We start from the raw sequence: 17,786 nt of genomic DNA, 5'->3' as shown, positions 1-17,786 counted from the left end.
CTACTGTTCGAAAGTTTGGATCGTCAAAGAGTGGACGGACTGCGCCGCAGGTGTCTGCGGACCAGCACGTCGAGGGTTTCTCCCAGCGCCTGTGCATCGACCCCGCGGGTAATGAATACGATGCGCGTGCGCCGGTCAGCGCTGGGCCAGGCCGGCAATAGCTCCGGAGGATGGAAAAGGTGCTGGACGCCATGGATTACCAGGGGCCGGTCAGGATCTTCGGCCTGGTGGACCAGGCCTTTGACGCGCAGCAAATCCTCGCCGCGCATCGCGATCACCATGTCCAGCCAGGCAGCAAACGCATCGCGCGGCAGCGGCATATCCCGCACCAGAACGAAGGTCGAGATACCGTCCCGGTGCTGTGGCGTACTGTCCGTGGCCATATCCCCTGCGGCGTACTGCGCACGGTAGAACAGCGTATCGGTCGGCGCCACATGCGTACTCTTTCGGGCCTGGATGTGATCGCGCAGCACTTGGGGCTGGCTTTCGCGGTCCGCATGCAGCTGGGCCAGCCCATTGATCTCGCGTAGACGCTCCACCAGCGGTGACAGCAATGCGGCGTCCTCCAGCAGATCGGTTTTGGTCAAGAGCAGACGGTCGGCGACCGCCACCTGCCGCACAGACTCAGGATGGCGATCCAGGGTACCCATGCCCAGCACCGCATCGACGGTGCAGGCGACGCCCGCCAGCTCGAAGCGACTGCGGATGCCGGGATCCGCCATCAAGGTGCGAAGAATCGGCCCTGGATCGACCAGGCCACTGGTCTCGATCAGCACCTGCCGCAACGGTGGCCCGGTACGCTCGGCAATCCGATTCAGTGCTTCCACCAGATCGCTGCGTACCGCGCAGCACATGCAACCATTGGCGAGCAGAATGGTGCCTTCCGTAGTCTGCGCGATGAGGTCGTGGTCAATACCCACCGCACCAAACTCGTTGACGATCACCGCCGTGCCATGCAAGTCCGGGAGCCGCAACAGCCGGTTCAGCAGCGTGGTCTTGCCGCTACCGAGGAAACCTGTCAGCACCGTCACCGGCACACGCTCTCCCGGAGCAACGTCGGAAGCCAGCAATGAAGAAAAATGACCGCCCATGATCACCCCTTCGCCCCGGCACCGTGCAGCTCGAAAAACGACGTCAAAGTGCGCTCAATTTTGGGAAGCAACCATTCCGCCACAACGCCTGGCAGCCGGTCTTGCTGTACTTCGTGCAGCAAGTGGCGCAGGGGCTGATCCTGCGCAGCAGACTTCTGCAGCGCATTGAAGAAGTCGACAACTTCCAGCACGTCACAGCGCAGGCCTACGTCTTCCAGGTAGCCAACAATGTCAAGCTCGAAGTCTTCCAGCCTCAGGCTTATGCCACCGGTACCGCAGGCGCAGCCCCCCCCCAGGGCGACATGGCGCATGGACAGGTCGCTCCACAGGCTGAGCATGCGGTCGGCACGCTGCGCCAGGTCATCCGCCATGGCGAGACTCACTGTCCGTCCCAGGCGACGTTTTCCGTCGTGCCATTGCGCGCCGCAGGAGACGATTTTCGCAAAGCGCGTGTAGCCTCCTGTGCAACCTGCCCCTGCGAATCAAGCGCAACCCGATAGACTTCGCGCGCCACCTCGGCGCTGACGTAGCCCTCGCGCACATCCTCGGCGACCAGTTCGACATCGCGCTCCAGCGGGTCACCGAAGCCGCCGCCACCGCCCGAGAGCATTTTGTAAGCGTCGCCGCGCTCCAGGCGCACGTTGAAGATCTTCGCGTTCAGGTGATCGGTCTTCCACTCACCCTTGTGGCGCACGGCCAGGCCATTACCCATGGCGTCGCCGCCGCCTTCCAGGCCCCAGGGCTTGCAGTGCACACGGTCGATGCGGGTGGTGACGGTGAAGGGCGAGAGCGCCTGCACCACCATCTCTGCGCCAAGGCCGCCACGGTATTTTCCGGCACCCGCGCTGTCCCGTCGAATCTCGTACTTCTCCACCAACACCGGATACTTGGCCTCCAGCTGCTCGGTCGGGCTGTTGTGTGTGTCGCCGTCGTTAATACAGACGGTGACCGATACGCCATCCTCGCTGCTCTTGGCACCCCAGCCGCCGCCCAGCGGGCCGATGCCCACGATGAACAGCCGACCGTCTTCCGGCGAGATGCCGTGGATATTGGGGAACACCAGGTCGGCGTGGTGGCCGGCGATGGAACGGTGCGGAATGGCCGGGGCCAGTGCCTTGAAGATGGTGTCGATCACCGTCATCGGGAAGGTCATCCACACCCGCATCGGGTATGGCCGCTGGGCGCTGATCACCGTGCCCATGGGCATGATCACTTTCAGCGGCCGAAAGCTTCCATCATTCACCGGGTAGTCGGTCGGTGTGGTCAGGCACTTGTAGGCCACCTGCGCGCAGGCGATGCCGGTGGTGAAACCGGAGTTGTAGAAGCCGCGCACCTGCTTGCTGACCTCGGACAAATCCACCGTCATCTCGTCACCCGCGACGGTCACTTTCACGCGGATCGGTATGCGTTTGCCGATGTCCAGGCCGTCGTCGTCCATGAAGGATTCGGCCTCGTACACACCGTCGGGGATGGACAAGGTGTTCTTGCGCGCCACCGCCTCGCTGGAGTCCATGATCTGGCGGATCGAGCCATTCACTGCATCGATACCGTAACGCTGCAGCAGTTCGACATAGCGGCGCTCGCCGGTGGTGATGGCGGTGATCTGCGCGCGCAGGTCGCCCAGCGCCCGCTCGGCCAGCCGTACGTTCATGGCGATGATGTCGATCAGGTCCTGGTTGACCACGCCCTCGCGCTGGTACTTCATGATGGGGATCTGGATCCCCTCGCTGAAGATGTCGGTGGTCACATTGCCCAGCGTGCCACCCACGTCCAGCCAGTGCGCCATGCAGCAGGTGAAGCCTTCGAGCTTGCCTTCATGGAACACCGGCATCGTGAACGTGAAGTGGTTCAGATGGCTGCCGGTGGTGTAGGCGTCGTTGGTGACCAGGATGTCGCCCGGCAGGATGTTGTCATAGCCGAAGTGCCGGATCTTGGCCTTCACCGTCTCGGACATGCCGCGGATGAACATCGGCAGCCCAAGGCCGATCGAGACCGTGTCGCCCTCCTTGGTAAACAACCCGACTGTGAAGTCCAGCGCCTCGTAGATGATGAGGTTGTAGGCCGTGCGTGTGAGGTTGGTCTTCATCTCCTCCGTGACGGCATACAGACCGTTGCGGATGATCTCGACGGTGACGGGGTCGATCGCCACGGTGGTGTTCTGGTTGGTGCTCATGTCCGGTCGCTCCCGATGTTGATTTGAAGGTTGCCAAGTTCATCCACGCGCAAGCTATCACCAGGCTGGATCACCGTGGTGGAGGCGTGCTCCTCGATCAGCGCCGGGCCAGTGATGGTGTTGCCCGCGCGTAGCAGCTCACGTGTGTAGACTGGCGTGTCAGCCCAGCCACCCTGGCGGAAGTACACCGGCTTGACGGCCCGCAGCGCGGCCTTCTCGGGCTTGGAAGAGCCTTCGTCCACGCTATGTTTGGGCGGCTTTTTCATGGTGCCTAGCACGGTCACGCGCAGGCTCACCAAGTCAGCAGGTTCCTTGGGCGCCGAAGTGCCGTAGCGCACCTTGTGCAGCTCGTCGAACTGCTGCTTGATGGCCGAGCGGTCACGGCCTTCGAAGTAGGCCAACGGCAAGTCCACCGTGACGGCGTGCTCCTGGCCCACGTAGCGCATATCGGCCGCGCGCTCGATCACCACGCCATCGGCCTTGACACCGGACTGCGCCAGCGCGGCACGGCCTTCGTCCTCCATCGTCTTGTATGCCGCCTCAATCTCCTCGAACGACACGTCGTTCAGTTTGCGGAACACCGAACGCACGTAGTCGTAGCGCAGGTCGGAGAACAGCATGCCGTAGGCCGAGAAGTAGCCTGGTGCGTACGGAATCAACACCTTGCGGATGCCGATCTCACGGGCAATGGCCGAAGCGTGCAGCGGCCCGGCGCCGCCGTACACCACCATGGTGAAACTGCCCGCGTCGAGCCCACGCTCGGTCGTCACGGCCTTCACGGCGTGCGACATCTGCGTTACCGCGATGCGTAGGATGCCGTCGGCCGCCTCGGTCGGATCCAGACCCAAAGGATCAGCTACCCGTTCGCGCATCTGGCGCTCACAGGCTTCCAAGTCGAGCTTGAGTTCACCGCCGAGGAAATGCTCGGCATCGAGCCGCCCCAGCAGCAGATTGGCGTCGGTCACAGTCGGTTCCTTGCCTCCGCGGCCATAAGCCACCGGACCAGGGATGGAGCCGGCGCTCTGCGGTCCCACGCGCAGCGCATTGCCGGTTTCGACACGGGCGATCGAGCCGCCGCCGGTGCCGACCTCATGGATGTCCATCATCGGGATCTGGATCGGCAGTGCGCGCTCATAGCCACCGATCAGCGCCGAGCCGGTGGTGAGCGGCCGGCCTTCACTGATCACGCCGGCCTTGGCCGTGGTGCCGCCCATGTCGAAGGCAATCGCGTCGCCCATGCCGAGCTGGGCGCAGATGGCCTGCGCCCCGATCACGCCAGCGGCCGGGCCAGACTCCAGCATGCGCACGCAACCGACCCGTGCATGCGCCACCGGGAACAGGCCACCGGTGGACTGCACGATGTAGAAGTCGCCGTCGAAACCCTTTTGGCCCAGGTGGGCCTCCAGTTCGCCTAGGTAGGCCGAGACACGCGGGCCGACGTAGGCGTTGGCCACCGCGGTGGAGACCCGCTCGAACTCGCGGTACTCTTGGGAGAGTTCATGTGAGGCGCAGACAAAGGCGCCAGGAATCTCCTCCTGCAAGATCTGCTTGACGCGCTGCTCATGTGCCGGGTTGCGGTAGGAATGCAGCAGCAACACAGCCACAGCCTCCACTTCCTTGCCGCGCAGTTCGCGCGCCAGTTCGCGCACGGCGGCCTCGTCCAGTGACTTGTGGATGCTGCCGTCGGCGCGCAGGCGCTCGGCCACCTCGAAGCGCAGCGAGCGCTTGACCAGTGGCTGGTGCTTGTTGAAGAACAGGTTGTAGGCATCGGGCCGGTTGACGCGGCCGATCTCGTAGATATCGCGGAAGCCCTCGGTGATCAGAAGCGCCGTGTTGGCGCCGGTGCGTTCGAGCAGCGTATTGATCGCAATGGTGGAACCATGCAGGAATAGGTTGCCGTCGCGCAGATCGATGTCGGCACTGTCCAGCGTCGCCTGGATACCGTTAACCAGTTGGCCGTGGGTCGACAAGGCCTTGCCGAACAACAGCTTGCCGGTGCTCTCGTCAAAGGCCGCCATGTCGGTGAAGGTGCCGCCGATGTCGACAGCGATGCGCAGTTGGGGTTTGCTTGCCATGATGTGGTATGGGTCTCTTTAAGAGTGAGATTCAGGCAGCTGTGCCGATACGGTTGCGCAGCACACCCAGTCCGGTGATCTCAACCTCGACCACATCGCCTTCCTTCATATACAGCGGTGGCTCGCGGCGGTCGCCCACACCGCCGGGCGTGCCGGTGGCTATCACGTCACCGGGCGACAGCGGCGTGAAGCGCGAGATGTATTCCACGAGCACGGGAATGTCGAAGATCAGATCGGCCAGGCTGGCGTGCTGCATCACTTGCCCGTTGACGCGTGTCTCCAGCGTCAGCTTCGTAACGTCAGGCACTTCGTCGCGTGTGACGAGGTACGGTCCGAACGGGGCGGTGCCAGGGAAATTCTTGCCCGGCGTGAACTGGTGCGTGTGGCGCTGCCAGTCACGCACGCTGATGTCGTTGAAACAGGCATAACCTGCGATGTGCTCGAAGGCCTGCGCCTTCGGGATATGGCGACCGCCCTTGCCGATCACAAAGGCCAGTTCGCCCTCCCAGTCGAAACGATCGGAGAACGCCGGGCGCAGCACCTCGTCGCCCTGGGCGGCCAGGCTGTCGTTGAAGCGGAGGAACAGCGAAGGGTATTCGCTGTCCGCACGCTTGGTTTCGGCAACGTGGGTCTTGTAGTTCAGCCCCACGCAGATGAGCTTGTTGGGGTTGGGGATGACCGGCAGTGCGCGCGTGTGCGCACCTTGGATGCGGGTGGCAGCGCTCAGCCCCGCTTCCAGTTCTGCGAGCGCATTGCCTCGCAGCACCGATGCGACATCCGGGTAGCGGCGTAAAAAGTCGGCCGAGGGTTGGAGGTAGTCACCTTGCTGGGCGACCCCGTAGGTAGCGCTGCCTGCATGCTCAAAACTGACGAGTTTCATTGCTTCTCCTTAGCTGAATGGACGTTGGTTTCGCGCTGTCAAACCCTTGTACGAAACCTCGTGCAGCTAATGTAGAAATCTGGAAGAATTTCGAATAGATACAATTCAGAGGTTTCAGACTTGCCATTAATGGCATAACACATCCGGGTAATCCCCATGCATATCGCGAGCGTCAGACTCTTCCTGGAGGTCGCCGAGGCAGGCAGCCTGAGCAAGGTGGCGGCGCGCCGACAGACTGTGCAATCGCATATCAGCCGGCAGATCACCGACTTCGAGGCGGGGTTTGGTGGTCCGCTGTTCCGGCGCACGGGGCGCGGAGTGGCGTTGACCGAGCTTGGCGCGCGCGTGGCGCTGCGGCTGCGCGCTTGGCTGCAGGACACAGACCGCCTCACGGAGGAACTGCACGCCGAGTCTGGCAAGCTGCTGGGAGAAGTGCGGCTGGGCATCATCCCTTCGGCCGCGCATCCGCTGATGACACGCCTCTTCGGGCAGTTGCAGATGGAGCATCCAGGCATCCGACTCAACATCACCGAAGCGCAAGGCACCGAGTTGGACACCATGCTGGACACCGGGACGGTGGATCTGGCAATCCTATTTCGCTTCAATCGCCCGAGCGGGCGGGAAGAAAAGCTGCTGTCGGTCGCGCACACCTATCTGATTTCAGCGCCAGGCGATGCCATAACCAAAGAGCCGACGGTGAACTTCTCGCAGCTAGCAGGCATGAGGCTGGTGCTGCCTCGGCGGCCAAGCCACTGGCGCAATGCCTTGGACGAGACCGCTAGAAGCCTTGGATTCAAGCTTGAACCCATCGCAGAGGCAGATTCGCTGACGGTTCAGAAGGAACTGGTGGCGCACACGCCTGGGCTGTATTCCGTGCTGGGCCCTTACTCCGTGATTCCTGAACTCAAGAGCGGCCGGCTTCAAGCCAGCAAGTTGGTCAAGCCAGACCTGTTCCGCCACGTGACCCTGGCCTTGCCCAAACAGGGCAAACTTTCACCGGCTTGCAAAGTCGTCGCAGAGATCGTACAGAAACTTGTGGAGTCCTGGGGTCAGCAACTTTTCGATTCATCGCTTTATGCGTGAGAACATAGCCCATCGCTTGAAACTGGGCACAAGACCATTGATTCGCACCTTGTATGACCTCTTTGCAAATGGCGATATCGGTTGGAACTTCTGCATTTATGAGGCTACAAGAACCGCAGCCATGGTGTATCCGAGGTAGATTGTTACTGCTAACCTTGAATTGACCAGTCCAAGTTTTTATCTGCCCCCCGTCTGTTCGGCCGCTGCGGCAAAGCCCGTGCTACAGCAGAGCCACACAGCCACAAGCCATGTCTTCATGCCGCCTCCTGTTGCAGGCTTACGGGGTGCAGGCTGCGTTCGCGGATGGGGCGGATATGCGGATCGCCGAAGCGGTCGTGCCCGACATCGACGGCCACGCCGTACAAGCGCTGCACCAGCTCGGCGGTGAGCACGTCTGCTGGTGTGCCGAAGGCCTGCAGCGTGCCGTGCGCCAGCACCACCAGGCGGTCACCGTACTGGGCGGCGAGGTTAAGGTCGTGCAGCACAACGACGGTGATCCAGCCGTTCTTGCGGGTCTGGCGGTGCAGCAGGTCCAGCAGCAGCACCTGGTGCTTCAGATCCAGCGCGCTAACGGGTTCGTCCAGTAACATGATCCGCGGTGCGCGCAGCAGCACCTGGGCGAACAGCACCATCTGGCGTTGTCCGCCGCTCAGGCTGTGGACGGCACGGTCGGCCAGTGCCACCAGGCCTACGGCGCGCAATGCCTCCAGGGCCTCCATCAGCGTGGCGTCGTCCACATGCATGCCCAGGTGGTCGAGCTTACCCATCAGCACCACTTCGAGCACGCTCAGGTCCAGGTCCAGCCCGGTGTCTTGCGGCATATAGCCAAACTGCTTGCGCCACGGCCCCAGATGGTGACGCGGCATGGCCTGCCCGTTAAGGCGAATCTGGCCGGCGGCCGGTTGCAGCTCGCCAAACAGAGTGCGCAGCAGGCTGGTTTTGCCGGTGCCGTTGGGGCCGATCACCACGTTGATCTCGCCCGGCGCCAAGGCCACCGACAGATTGCGCGCCAGCACCTGAGGGCCGACCTTGACGGTCACATCGTCCAGTTCAAGCATGGCGGCGCCGCTTTCCCAAGATCAGCCAGAAGAAGAACGGCACGCCAATGATGGCTGTCACGATGCCAATCGGAAACAGGGCTCCGGGCACGATGGTTTTGGACAGCACCGACGCGGTGGACAGCAGCAGCGCCCCGCACAGCATGGACAGCGGGATGAAGAAACGTTGGTCCTCGCCCACCAGCATGCGGGCGATATGCGGCGCCACCAGGCCAATGAAACCGATCACACCGACGAAGCTGATGGCCGTGGAGGTCATCAGTGCGACCAGCACCAAGGTTTTCAAGCGCAGCCGCGTCACATCCACGCCTAGGCTGCGGGCGCGGACTTCGCCTAGGCGCAGGGCCGTCAATCGCCAGGCATCCTGGAACAGCAGCAGCGAGCACACCGCAGTCACCACAGTGGTGATGGCCAGGGTTTGCCAGGTGGTCTTGGTCAGGCTGCCAAACAGCCAGAACAGGATTTGCTGGTTCAACTCAGGTGACGACAAAAACTGCAGCAGCGACAGCAGCGACTGGAACAAGAACAGCAAGGCAATGCCCGCCAGAATCAGGGTTTGCGAACTGACGTGCTTGAGCAAGGCCAGGCCAAACAGCACGCTGGCGGCCAACATGCACATCACGAAGGCCCCCAAGGGGATCGCCACCAGAGGCGGCAGGCCAAATCCGCCGAAGTACAGACTGAGCGCGGCCCCCAGGCCGGCGGCGGCTGCTAACCCCAGCGTAAAGGGGCTGGCCATGGGGTTGTCCAGCAGGGTTTGCATTTCACCGCCGCCAATGCCCAAAGCGGCCCCGACCACCAGGGCCATGAGGGCGATGGGCAAGCGCATGTCCAGCACGATGGCCTTGGTGGTGGCATCCGCCGTTTCGCTGTGCAGCAGGGTGTTGAGCACATCAGCCACGCCCAGCAGGGACGGGCCGGTGGCAATGTCCAGCACCAGGCTGACTGCTGCCAGCCCAGCAAAACCCAGCAGATACAGCCAACGACGGTTTTCACGGCGGCGCTGTCCGTCCAGTGCAGATCGGAGCGCTAAAACTTCGGCGTTCATTTGCTGTCCAGACCGAGCATGAACGTGCCTTCGGGTCGGATCGGCAGGTAGTTGCGGTAGAAACCCAGGTAGCTGGCTTGCGGGTCCAGGTCTTTGAACAGCGTGGGGTACAGGGACTTGGCCATGTACTGCAGCAAGGCCAGGTCCATGATGCTGCGCGTGGCGCCGTGGTACACGCCGTATACGCGTTTGTTCTTCACCGCGGGCAAATCGCTCCAACCACTGCGTTGGGTAAAGCCCGCCAGACGCTGGGCCGCACTCCTGGCGTCGATGCCCAGACCCATCTGCATCGCAGTGGGATTGAGCACGTTCTCATAGCCCGCAATCAAGATCACCTCCGGTTTGGAGGCCAGCAATTGCTCGGGGTTGATCGCGCCCCAGGTCTTGATGAAGGGTTCGGCTACGTTGTTCCCGCCCACCAAATCGGCCATGGCTCCCCACATGTTTTTGCCGTAGGTATAGCTGTATTCGGTAGGCCCTTTGTCGCCCAGCTCGATATAGATACGCGGTTGTGGCAGCTGGGCTTTGGCAATACGTTGCTGGATTAAGGTAACGGCTTGCTGGTATTCGCCGGCAATGCGCTGGGCGCGTTGCGGCTTCCCGGTCAGCGCGCCCAAAATCTTGGTACTGGCCAGGTGGCGCTCCAAAGTTTGGGCGTTGTAGTCAATGACCACCACGGGGATACCAGCGTTCTCCAGCCGGACCAGATCCGACCCCAGTGCCTTGTACTGCCATTCGGCCAGCACCACCACATCGGGCTTGGTGGCCAGCACCTTTTCGATCGAGAAAGTCTGGTCTTGCACATTGCCCACGTCAGGTACTTGCTGCAGCATGGGTTTCTGCGCTACGTACTGGCTCCAGGCGGCGGGCCGGGATTTGACAAACCAGCCACGCGACATGCCTACCAACCGCTCAAATGACGCATCGCCCCCCACAGCAAAATAGTCTTCGATATAAAAGCCCAGCAGGATGCGCTTGGCGGGCAAGTCCAGCGTAACCTTGCGGTTAGCCACGTCTTGAATCGTCGCTACGGCCGCCTGGACGGCTGTGCCACACAGGCCCAGCACCAGCGCCAATACGTTCAACCCCCATCGCATGCTTACTTGCCCCCCTGGCTGACCATGAAGGTTCCCGACGGAGTCACCGGCAGGTAGCGCTTGTAGAAGTCGAGGTAGTTGGTTTCGGGGTTCAGGTCTTTGAACAGTGTTGGATACAGCGCCTTGGCCATGTACTGGACCATCACGTAATCAGAAATAGTACGTGAGGCTCCTTGGTAGATGCCGTAGACGCGGTTGGTCTTGACTGCAGGCATTTCAGCCCAGCCATTGCGGCCGGTAAAGCCCGCCAAGCGCTGCGCGGCCTGCGCCTTGTCCACATCCTGGCCCATCAGCATGGCCGCCGGGTTTTTGGTGGATTCGGTACCGGCAATCAATACCACCTCGGGCCTGGATGCCAATACCTGCTCGGGATTCATAGGGCCCCACCATTCGACGAAGGGGGCCGCAATATTGTCACCGCCGGCTACAGCAGCCATGGCTCCCCACATGTTTTTGCCGTAGGTAAAGCTGTATTCAGCGGGCCCCTTATTGCCAAACTCGATATACACACGGGGCTTGGGCAGCTTGGCTTGGGCAATGCGCGACTGCATCTGGTCGATGGCACCCTTGTATTCGGCATTGATGCGCTCGGCGCGTGCCGTTTCGCCAGTCAGCTGGCCCAGCACCTTGGTACTGGCCAGGTGGCGTTCGAGTGTCTGGGCGTTGTAGTCCACCACCACCACGGGAATCTTGGCGGCTTCCAGACGCTTGATGTCGGAGTCCATGCCCTTGTACTGCCAGTCGGCCAACACCACCACATCGGGCTTAAGGGCCAGCGCTTTTTCTACCGAGAACGTCTGGGCCTCGACTTCACCCACATCGGGAATATCCTTCAGCGACGGGCGGTGCGCCACATGCAAAGCCCAGTTGACAGCACGCCAGCCGGCCCAGGCTTCCCGCGAAATACCGACCACCTTGTCAAAGGCTTTCTCGCCGCCTACCGCCATGTAGTCTTCAAAGTAAAAACCGAGCAACACCCGCTTGGCAGGTACCTCGACTTCGACCGTGCGACCCAGCACATCCTGGATGCTGGTGGGTGCGGCCTGGGCGGCCACGCAGACCATGCCGATGGCAAAGGTGGAGAAGGATGCGGCGAGGCTTCGGCGGTACAACATGTCAGAGGCGCTTTCTTGGGTTAAACACAAATGACAATTATTATCATTCATGACCATAAACCAGTCCAAAAATTCCGCCGCACCCCCTGGTGGTCAGGATTGGATTGGCTCTAGCACCGTCGCATTTCGCAGGCATTCCACTCTGGCCGATTCCGACAGCCTGTTCGACATCAAGACCGAACGCCCGGAAGCCGGGCCGCATGATCTACGTGGCATGTTCGCCATCATCGTCCAAGCCCGTGCCTGTCCGATCTAAATAATTGGAGGCAGCCGATTAATGACAATGTTTCAACTGCCACCAACAGAACGCGCTGCAAAGTATCGTGCTGGGGAGTCGCCGAAGGAACGGCGAAACATGGCGATAAAGTTGCTCGGGGAGGCATAGCCCAGCGTGTCGGCAACATGCGTAACCGACTCTCCACGCGCAAGCATTTCCAGGGCGTGCGTGAGTTGTGCCTGCTGGCGCCATTGGGCAAAGCTCAGGCCTGTTTCAGCCAGCATCTGACGGCGCAGCGTTCGAGCCGACATCGCACCCCAATCTGCCCAAGCTTCCAACGTTCGAATCGAACCTGGATCGTCCAAGATCGCCCGAGCGATGCGCTCCAGCCGAGCATTTTTCGGCATTGGCAAGTGCAGCGACTCATGCGGCGCACGACGGATTTCATCAAGGATTACGGTAACGACGTGCTCTTGGTCTGGCGCCAGCTGATCGGACTTGTCCCATTCGGCGGCTCGGCGCACCAATGCGCGCAACACCTCAGTGATGCCTATCACGCAAGGCTGGTTCGGCAAGCACTCACTGGATTTCGGGGTGATGAACAAGCTCCAGCCGGCAAGAGCACCGCTGACACGTACTTGATGCGGTACCTCTGGCGGCATCCAGCCGGCCCGGTTCGGCGGTAGCAACCAAGATCCTTGAGCTGTTCGCACATGGATTAGCCCGGCTTCTACGCAGAACACCTGCCCTCGATGATGCTGATGCAAGCCGTACTCGCGTGTTCCGAGGCGGTACTCGCTGCCCTGATCGTCATTCCCCAACAACGCGATCAGACGAGGACCATCAGACCACTCGCTGAAGTCGTCTTCAGGTTGGTCATGCTCAGGAACCATTTTGGCCATTTATCACCATTTTAAGTCCATTTACCGTTATATAACTTTTCATACTGCTCAGCACACTTAGCTCCTACCGAACTTTTAGGCGGCAGTCGCCGCCGTCATCGTGCTGAGAGGTCAATAAATGTCTATATCTTCTGTACCGGCGATGCCGCAACCGCTCCTGCGTGGCGGCGTATCGACTGGGATTGCTACCTTCGTCGCCTGCGTGTGTGCCTTCATGGTCGTGGTGGACGGTGCCATCGTGAACGTCGCGCTACCGGCGATGGGCGATGACCTGGGTCTGTCACCTGTCCAATTGCAGTGGGTAGTCGACATCTACCTGCTGTTGCTAGGTGGCTTCATGTTGCTCGCTGCACGCGCCAGCGACATCTATGGGCGTCGGCGCCTTCTGCTGTGGGGTTTGACGCTGTTCACAGGAGCCAGCCTGGTAGGTGGCTTCGCGACTTCCGGGACCATGCTGCTGGCCTCGCGCGCAGTTCAGGGTTTGGGCGCGTCGGTACTGGCGACCTCACCGCTGGCAGTCATCGTCGCCGCCCATCCCAAGGGTTCGGGTCAGGAACGAGCGATCGGCCTGTGGGCGGCCTGCGCCGCGATGGGCTCCGCCTTTGGTGTGGTCATTGGCGGCTTGCTGACGAGCCTAGCCACCTGGCGCTGGGTAATGTTCGTCAACATACCTGTCGGTATCGTCTTAGCCGCGGTTGTTGCCGGCTGTCTGCGCCCTCAGCACACAGACGACGCCCGGGCGAAGCTGGATGTTCTAGGCGCGTCCACTGTCACGCTGGCATTGGCCTCGTTTCTCTATGCGATCTCACAATCGGTACATGCCGGTTGGACATCCAGTACCGTGCTCAGTGCGTTGGCTACCGCGCTGATCATGTTCGTGGCCTTCATCGCAGCTGAACGCCGTTCGGCTCAGCCTCTGATCAATTTCGAAATATTTCGCCTGCGAAACGTAACGATTGGAATGGCTATGGTGCTGAGCCTCGGCGCAGTTCTCACCGTGTCGATGTTCTTTCTGTCGCAGGCTCTGCAGCGTATCGACGGGCGCAGTCCGCTCGACACCGGACTGGCTTTACTACCAATGGCTTCGGCACTGGCTATCGCATCGATCGCATCACGCTATTTGCGGGACGCCGGCTTTGAAAAGTTGCCCTTTATTGGCAGCCTTGTGTCGGCAGCAGGCCTGATCTGGCTCAATTGGTTGCCTGTTCATCCATCGCAGGTCAGTGAATTTCTGCTACCCACATTGCTGGTCGGCGCGGGCAACGGGTTGGTGATGATGAGTGCTACGCAAGCAGTTCTTGCAGGAGTTCCTCGGAAAGACTCGGGTCTTGCAGCAGGACTACAGAACACTGCACGCCAACTAGGTGGAGCAGTGGGCATAGCGGTACTAGGTGCAGTCGCCCATTCAGTAATGGCGGCGCGATTGGCCGCCGGGCAACTACCACAGGCGGCCGAACTTGCGGGTTACCGGTTCGCATTTTTGATGGCAGGCATCGTCAGTGTTGTCTCGGCAGTCGCGTCGCTAAAGCTGAAGCACGCACCCGTATCAAAAGAGTAGCGAGGAATTCCTTGGCTCGCTCAGTCCCATCGAATACCGAGCGAGCCTCGGATTGACAACATAAACCAGTCCAAGAATTCCGCCGCCCCCTGTTGGTCATTCTGCAGTTGCGTCAACAGCCAAAGGTACCGGCAATAGCTCGCGATCTCGTCCAACAACACCATGGTCAAAGCGCACCGTTGGACCCTATACAGGTGTACCTATGGGTTACCTCTAAAATAATTTCACGACCCAGCCGGGTCGGTGTCTCCAAACAACCAGTGAAATCACATGGCAACTACCAAAAAAGCGCCCGTTAAAACCGCGGCACCTGTCAAGAAGACCACCGCGGCCAAGAAAGCAGCACCGGCTAAAGCGGTTGCTGCCAAAGCAGCTGCCGAGCAGGTCAAGGCCAAGCCTTTCAAAGACAAGCTCAACAAGACTCAACTGACTGCGCATCTGGCAGCAGCCTCTGGTGTGGAACTCAAGGGCGTACGTGCCGTGCTGGCCGCTTTGGAAGCAACGATGCTGGCATCGCTGCACAAGAAGGGTGCTGGCGAATTCGCCATTCCAGGCCTGGTGCGCGTCGCTGCGATCCAGGTGCCGGCCAAGAAGGCCCGCAAAGGTATCAATCCGTTTACCAAGGAAGAACAGGTCTTCAAAGCCAAGCCTGCTACGGTGAAGCTCCGCGCGACTTTCTTCAAGAAGCTCAAGGACGCGGCGATTTAAACCGGTTGCCCCTCTGCTTCGTAGGCTAGCGGCATACGGAACAGGGAGTTTGACCCGAGCAAAGGACGCCATGTGCGTCCTTTCTCTTATGCTTCAACATTCTTCTTCAGGAAAATCTATGACAAAGACTCTGCTCAGTATCCAAAAGCAAATCGACAAGCTGCAAAAAGAAGCCGCATCCATCCGGGAGAAGGAAGTCGGGGGTGTTATCGAGCGGATCAAGGTCGCCATTGGTTTCTATGGACTCACCGCAGAAGACCTCTTCGGGAATGTTCCGCGGGCGGTCAGCAAACGCAAGAGCAAGACGACTACTGGCACACCCGTCCGCGCAGCCACCGGCAAGAAGGCGAAGTCGAAGGGCGTCATCAAATACCGGGACGAAGCTGGTAACGCCTGGACCGGAAACGGTATGCGACCACGCTGGTTCAAGGCGGCATTGGAGAGTGGCAAGACTCCAGATGATTTGCTGGTGAAGTCGTAAAGCCATCACTGGGGACCTGGTCTTCAAGACCGGCTTGCTGCTGGGTTGGTCAGTAGCGCCGCCAGCATCTCCAAAAGCCAACGGGTAATTCGCTACCAGATGACGCGTAATGAATTCCACTCCTGGCTTGGCCGGCCACACGGTCAGCGCGTGGTCGTCCAATCTAGTGCTGCCTTTGCACCGGACTGTTGCTGCCAGCGATTATTTGACCACCCTGCCAACTTTTGCTGACCATGAGGCTTCCTTCTGCAGCCCACAGCAACCTTCAAAACTTCTGCTGTGTGGCCTGGTCACTGATTTCCGGCCCACCTGGTCCAACTGGCATTGGCATCAACACCCAGAATAAATGTTCCGTGCAATTAAAGTCGTAAACAGCCACTGAGCATCCATGCGGGTTTGCGGCGTTACGATTTAACAACAGTCATAGTTAAAGTCGTAAACAGAGTTTAGCGATATCAGACCGCTGTAGTCTTCAAAGTAAAAACCGAGCAACACCCGCTTGGCAGGGGCCTCGGCTTCGACCGTGCGACCCAGCAGGTGGGCCTGGCCTGGGCGGCCACGCAGGCCAGGCCCATAGCAAAGGTGGAGAAGGATGCGGCGAGGCTTCGGCGATACAACATGTCAGAGGCATTTTCCTGATTTAGATACAAATGATAATTATTATCATTCATGACTATGAGCCAGCCTAAGAATTCCGCCCCTCCCAGCGGGTTAATTCTGGATAGAAGTCAACAGCGAGTCCCCCTCCGGTGTACCAGCCACTATTTCTTTAGCTAACCGCAACTTGATGAGCTCAACTAGACGGTCTACCTCAATCGAGTTATTGAATATGGCAAATGAAATCCGTACACCACCACGTTCGGCCGAGACACGGACCTGGTTCTGCGCAAGGTAATCGACCCATTCGTTGACGGGCAAGTCCAGCACATAAATATGAGCCCGGTGCTGGCGGTCGCGGGGACCAATGACTTTCACGCCCAAGGCGTCAAGAGCAGTGAGCAGACGGTCGCCGAGGAGCAGCACGTGCTCTTCAATGTTCCTAACGCCAACCTTGTTGATGAGAGCCAAGGAGGCGCTCAAAGCATGCAGGTTGGGAAGATTGTGATTTCCCATTTCGAAACGACCCGCAGCAGGGCGCAGCTCCATGTCGTCAGGCGTCGCGATGTAGTCGGCCGGCGGGTGTGCCATGCCTGACATCGCCAGAAACGCAGGCTGCAGATTCTCGACTTCCTTGCTGACATACAGGAACCCCATGCCTTGCGACACAAGAAGGCCCTTGTGGCAACCCGCTGCCATGAGCGAAACGCCGAGTTCTTTCACGTCGATGGGCAACACGCCGATGGACTGCATGGCGTCGATGACCAAGTAGATACCGTGTTTTTTGCAGAGGGTTCCGATGTCGGCAATCTGGTGACGTTGACCAGCGTGAAAGGTCACGTGGGACAGTGAGATGGCACGGGTGCGCGAATCTATGTGGGGAGCGAATGTCGCGGCCGATGCGACGCTGTCTTCACCATTCAGCTTGATGAAGCGCACCTCCACACCTTTGCGGCAGAGATTCAGCCAGGCGTACGCGTTATTGGGATGGTCTCCTTCAATCATCAGGACGTTGTCGCCAGCTTTCAGTGGCAAAGCATTTGCAGCGATGTTGAGACCTTCCGAGGTGTTCTTCGTGTACAGAATCTCGTCTGCACTGGCGCCGATGAACTCGGCAAGCGCTACACGAGTCTCTTCCGCACGACGCATCCATATCGGCTTAGGTCCAGCCATTTCAAGAGCCTCGTTGTAGAAAGTCAGGACTGCGTCTCGGACACTTAATGCAAGCGGTGTCTGATGCGCCGAGTCGAGGTAAAGCATGCGCGTCGTAACGGGAAATTCCTTACGGACGGCGTTGAGGCCAAAGACAGTTTTCATAGGTCATTTCAGGTTGCGTTGAAAGGCTCACCACCAGTCGATGGCTCTTTCTGAGGTTCGTCGCCAACTCCAAACCAGCAGCACCACCCTCCACAATGACGACAAGGTGCTGCTGCACACGAGCAGCTGCTGACGGGGCAGCAGTTGATTGCGACCGGATAGTACTTATGCCATGCGCTCGGTCAGTTGTAGCCCAGCACAGCAACGTTCTTTAGAACCGTTTCGTGCTCTCGGACTTCCAATGCTGTCGCCAAGGACGACAAAGGAAGTTCCCACAATGGGGGTACCGCAAGATGTCCAACTGTGCCGGGCGCGCGCTCCGTAGCAGTTGAATGGCCAGAAGGTGTTTGAGGGAAGGTGATCATTGAGAAGTTGCTCAGAAAGAA

Annotated in this window: 16 protein-coding genes; 5 read left to right on the top strand and 11 right to left on the bottom strand. The window is 60.0% G+C overall.

The genetic code is table 11. The features are described from left to right. Positions 1-23: 23 nt before the first annotated feature. The 5 genes from J2X19_RS20090 to J2X19_RS20070 are packed head-to-tail and all read right to left on the bottom strand — an operon-like array spanning position 24 to position 6,219. Positions 24-1,091: a CobW family GTP-binding protein gene (locus J2X19_RS20090; RefSeq protein WP_310375906.1), complete on the bottom strand. Its 1,068-nt coding sequence runs from the start codon at positions 1,089-1,091 to the stop codon at positions 24-26. Positions 1,092-1,093: 2 nt separating this feature from the next. Continuing rightward, positions 1,094-1,462 (bottom strand): hypothetical protein, encoded by a 369-nt coding sequence (locus J2X19_RS20085; protein ID WP_310375904.1) that lies wholly within the window; start codon positions 1,460-1,462, stop codon positions 1,094-1,096. An 8-nt stretch (positions 1,463-1,470) separates the two neighbouring features. Further along, positions 1,471-3,264, bottom strand: a complete 1,794-nt coding sequence (locus J2X19_RS20080; protein ID WP_310375902.1) for a hydantoinase B/oxoprolinase family protein — start codon at positions 3,262-3,264, stop codon at positions 1,471-1,473. Continuing rightward, complete coding sequence (locus J2X19_RS20075) at positions 3,261-5,339, bottom strand: hydantoinase/oxoprolinase family protein (RefSeq protein ID WP_310375900.1); 2,079 nt, start codon at positions 5,337-5,339, stop codon at positions 3,261-3,263. The genes J2X19_RS20080 and J2X19_RS20075 overlap by 4 nt, the downstream gene beginning before the upstream one ends. 31 nt (positions 5,340-5,370) lie before the next feature. After that, positions 5,371-6,219, bottom strand: coding sequence for a fumarylacetoacetate hydrolase family protein (locus J2X19_RS20070; RefSeq protein ID WP_310375898.1), 849 nt, complete (start codon positions 6,217-6,219; stop codon positions 5,371-5,373). Positions 6,220-6,375: 156 nt separating this feature from the next. Between J2X19_RS20070 and J2X19_RS20065 the strand changes: the two genes are divergently transcribed. Continuing rightward, entirely contained in the window at positions 6,376-7,302 is a 927-nt protein-coding gene (locus J2X19_RS20065; RefSeq protein WP_310375896.1) for a LysR family transcriptional regulator, read from the top strand. Between the two features lie 254 nt (positions 7,303-7,556). On the opposite strand, the gene J2X19_RS20060 is transcribed toward J2X19_RS20065, so the two are convergent. Genes J2X19_RS20060 through J2X19_RS20045 form a run of 4 tightly spaced genes read right to left on the bottom strand, consistent with a single transcriptional unit; the run spans position 7,557 to position 11,620 of the window. Beyond that, entirely contained in the window at positions 7,557-8,360 is an 804-nt protein-coding gene (locus J2X19_RS20060) for an ABC transporter ATP-binding protein (protein WP_310375894.1), read from the bottom strand. Next, complete coding sequence (locus J2X19_RS20055) at positions 8,353-9,408, bottom strand: FecCD family ABC transporter permease (protein WP_310375892.1); 1,056 nt, start codon at positions 9,406-9,408, stop codon at positions 8,353-8,355. Before J2X19_RS20055 ends, J2X19_RS20060 begins: the two co-directional genes overlap by 8 nt. Beyond that, a complete protein-coding gene (locus J2X19_RS20050; protein ID WP_310375891.1) occupies positions 9,405-10,505 on the bottom strand; it encodes an ABC transporter substrate-binding protein in 1,101 nt (366 codons plus the stop codon). Before J2X19_RS20050 ends, J2X19_RS20055 begins: the two co-directional genes overlap by 4 nt. Before the next feature lie 2 nt (positions 10,506-10,507). Then, positions 10,508-11,620: an ABC transporter substrate-binding protein gene (locus tag J2X19_RS20045; RefSeq protein WP_310375889.1), complete on the bottom strand. Its 1,113-nt coding sequence runs from the start codon at positions 11,618-11,620 to the stop codon at positions 10,508-10,510. Between the two features lie 49 nt (positions 11,621-11,669). Here J2X19_RS20045 and J2X19_RS20040 point away from each other — a divergent pair, with 49 nt between their 5' ends. After that, on the top strand, positions 11,670-11,876 hold the full coding sequence (locus tag J2X19_RS20040; RefSeq protein WP_310375887.1) for a hypothetical protein: 207 nt from the start codon (positions 11,670-11,672) through the stop codon (positions 11,874-11,876). Between the two features lie 32 nt (positions 11,877-11,908). Here the strand turns inward: J2X19_RS20040 and J2X19_RS20035 are convergent, their stop codons facing one another. Beyond that, positions 11,909-12,730 (bottom strand): AraC family transcriptional regulator, encoded by an 822-nt coding sequence (locus J2X19_RS20035; RefSeq protein ID WP_405048713.1) that lies wholly within the window; start codon positions 12,728-12,730, stop codon positions 11,909-11,911. Between the two features lie 127 nt (positions 12,731-12,857). Here J2X19_RS20035 and J2X19_RS20030 point away from each other — a divergent pair, with 127 nt between their 5' ends. From J2X19_RS20030 to J2X19_RS20020, 3 genes are all read left to right on the top strand, one after another. Next, a complete protein-coding gene (locus J2X19_RS20030) occupies positions 12,858-14,297 on the top strand; it encodes an MFS transporter (RefSeq protein WP_310375883.1) in 1,440 nt (479 codons plus the stop codon). Positions 14,298-14,567: 270 nt separating this feature from the next. After that, complete coding sequence (locus J2X19_RS20025; RefSeq protein ID WP_310375881.1) at positions 14,568-15,005, top strand: HU family DNA-binding protein; 438 nt, start codon at positions 14,568-14,570, stop codon at positions 15,003-15,005. A 118-nt stretch (positions 15,006-15,123) separates the two neighbouring features. After that, on the top strand, positions 15,124-15,486 hold the full coding sequence (locus J2X19_RS20020) for an H-NS histone family protein (protein WP_116607180.1): 363 nt from the start codon (positions 15,124-15,126) through the stop codon (positions 15,484-15,486). A gap of 711 nt (positions 15,487-16,197) precedes the next feature. On the opposite strand, the gene J2X19_RS20015 is transcribed toward J2X19_RS20020, so the two are convergent. Beyond that, a complete protein-coding gene (locus J2X19_RS20015) occupies positions 16,198-17,400 on the bottom strand; it encodes an aminotransferase class V-fold PLP-dependent enzyme (protein WP_310375879.1) in 1,203 nt (400 codons plus the stop codon). Positions 17,401-17,786 lie beyond the last annotated feature (386 nt).

Source organism: Rhodoferax ferrireducens (genome assembly GCF_031458075.1).
In the GTDB taxonomy this organism is placed as follows: Bacteria; Pseudomonadota; Gammaproteobacteria; order Burkholderiales; family Burkholderiaceae_C; genus Rhodoferax_B; species Rhodoferax_B ferrireducens_A.
The sequence above is the reverse complement of the archived record's forward strand: the minus strand, read 5'-3'. Positions and strand labels throughout refer to the sequence as shown.

Coding starts and splice junctions, on each gene's coding strand:
- J2X19_RS20090 (WP_310375906.1), bottom strand. CDS start 1,091: ATGGGCGGTCATTTTTCTTCATTGCTGGCTTCCGACGTTGCTCCGGGA.
- J2X19_RS20085 (WP_310375904.1), bottom strand. CDS start 1,462: ATGGCGGATGACCTGGCGCAGCGTGCCGACCGCATGCTCAGCCTGTGG.
- J2X19_RS20080 (WP_310375902.1), bottom strand. CDS start 3,264: ATGAGCACCAACCAGAACACCACCGTGGCGATCGACCCCGTCACCGTC.
- J2X19_RS20075 (WP_310375900.1), bottom strand. CDS start 5,339: ATGGCAAGCAAACCCCAACTGCGCATCGCTGTCGACATCGGCGGCACC.
- J2X19_RS20070 (WP_310375898.1), bottom strand. CDS start 6,219: ATGAAACTCGTCAGTTTTGAGCATGCAGGCAGCGCTACCTACGGGGTC.
- J2X19_RS20065 (WP_310375896.1), top strand. CDS start 6,376: ATGCATATCGCGAGCGTCAGACTCTTCCTGGAGGTCGCCGAGGCAGGC.
- J2X19_RS20060 (WP_310375894.1), bottom strand. CDS start 8,360: ATGCTTGAACTGGACGATGTGACCGTCAAGGTCGGCCCTCAGGTGCTG.
- J2X19_RS20055 (WP_310375892.1), bottom strand. CDS start 9,408: ATGAACGCCGAAGTTTTAGCGCTCCGATCTGCACTGGACGGACAGCGC.
- J2X19_RS20050 (WP_310375891.1), bottom strand. CDS start 10,505: ATGCGATGGGGGTTGAACGTATTGGCGCTGGTGCTGGGCCTGTGTGGC.
- J2X19_RS20045 (WP_310375889.1), bottom strand. CDS start 11,620: ATGTTGTACCGCCGAAGCCTCGCCGCATCCTTCTCCACCTTTGCCATC.
- J2X19_RS20040 (WP_310375887.1), top strand. CDS start 11,670: ATGACCATAAACCAGTCCAAAAATTCCGCCGCACCCCCTGGTGGTCAG.
- J2X19_RS20035 (WP_405048713.1), bottom strand. CDS start 12,730: ATGGTTCCTGAGCATGACCAACCTGAAGACGACTTCAGCGAGTGGTCT.
- J2X19_RS20030 (WP_310375883.1), top strand. CDS start 12,858: ATGTCTATATCTTCTGTACCGGCGATGCCGCAACCGCTCCTGCGTGGC.
- J2X19_RS20025 (WP_310375881.1), top strand. CDS start 14,568: ATGGCAACTACCAAAAAAGCGCCCGTTAAAACCGCGGCACCTGTCAAG.
- J2X19_RS20020 (WP_116607180.1), top strand. CDS start 15,124: ATGACAAAGACTCTGCTCAGTATCCAAAAGCAAATCGACAAGCTGCAA.
- J2X19_RS20015 (WP_310375879.1), bottom strand. CDS start 17,400: ATGAAAACTGTCTTTGGCCTCAACGCCGTCCGTAAGGAATTTCCCGTT.